At 25.4% G+C, this 1,140-nt stretch carries 2 protein-coding genes; both read left to right on the forward strand.

Annotation, left to right across the window (positions count from 1 at the left end):
- Positions 1 to 210 precede the first annotated feature (210 nt).
- Complete coding sequence (locus AYC60_RS07840; protein ID WP_067323286.1) at positions 211 to 507, forward strand: transposase; 297 nt, start codon at positions 211 to 213, stop codon at positions 505 to 507.
- A partial coding sequence (locus AYC60_RS07845) for an IS3 family transposase (RefSeq protein WP_231724641.1) occupies positions 483 to 1,140 on the forward strand: 658 nt, incomplete at its 3' end. The genes AYC60_RS07840 and AYC60_RS07845, both read left to right, overlap by 25 nt.

Consider the following 1,140-nt stretch of genomic DNA (forward strand, 5'->3'; position numbering starts at 1 on the left):
ACAAATAATCTAAATGTTAAGGTAGAAGAAGATTTTACAAATAGAGATAAAATAATATCAAATAATAATATAAATATATCAGCTAAAAACATAATAAATGATGGGAATGTATTAATAAGTGATAACATAAACCTATGTAGTGGTATAATAAATTTGTAACAGTAGAGTAAAGTGGTGTATAATATAATTAAGGAAAAAGGAGAAAAAATTATGATACAAAAACACTCAGAAGAATTAAAAAACAAACTTATTAAACTACATCTACAAGAAGGAAGAACATATAATAGCCTATCAGAAGAATATGGAGTATCAAAAGTAACTATTGCAAAATGGTGTAAAGATTTTAACAAAGAATGCCAAGTAAAAGCCGAAAATAATTCTAATAGTTTAAATGCAGCAGAAGTAATGAAAGAAAACTTGCGTTTGAAAATAGAATTAGAAGAAATGAAAAAAGAAAATCTATTTTTAAAAAAAACAGCGGCATTCTTTGCAAAGGAAATCGATTAAAGGCTTATCGATTTATAGAAGAAAATAAAGATATATTTGGTTTAAGATGGTTGTTTAGAAGGATGAAAATACATTCTAATTCATATTATAACTACTTAAAAAGAAAAGATGAAAATATTGAAAAAGATATTGTACTAAAAAAAATAAAAGAACTTTACCATAAATATAATGGAGTTTGTGGCCATAGAATGATTAAAATATATTTAGAAAGAGAAGGCTATAATTACAGTAAGACTACAGTACATAAATTTATGAACAAAGAATTGAAATTAAAGTCTACGGTTAGAAGAAAGAAACCAAACTATATAAAACAAGAAGCACATAAAGTACATGAAAATAAGCTTAATAGGGATTTTACGGCAAATAATGCTAATGAAAAGTGGTGTACAGATTTTACATATATATATTTATTAAATAATGATGTAAGATATAATTGTACAGTGATAGATTTGTATGATAGAAGTGTAGTTTCAAGTGTTTGTGGAAAGAGAATGGATACAGAGTTAGCGAAGAGAGCTTTAAATAAGGCTTTTAAGGATAACCCAAGGGCAAATAAAGAAATAATATTACATAGTGATCAAGGGAGTCAATTTACTTCAAAAGAATTTGTAAAATATTGTGAGGAACAAGGAA

The sequence above is a fragment of the Streptobacillus felis genome (genome assembly GCF_001559775.1).
Taxonomy (GTDB): Bacteria; Fusobacteriota; Fusobacteriia; order Fusobacteriales; family Leptotrichiaceae; genus Streptobacillus; species Streptobacillus felis.

Excerpts from the sequence above, each read along its gene's own strand:
- AYC60_RS07840 (WP_067323286.1), top strand. The coding sequence starts at position 211 with ATGATACAAAAACACTCAGAAGAATTAAAAAACAAACTTATTAAACTA.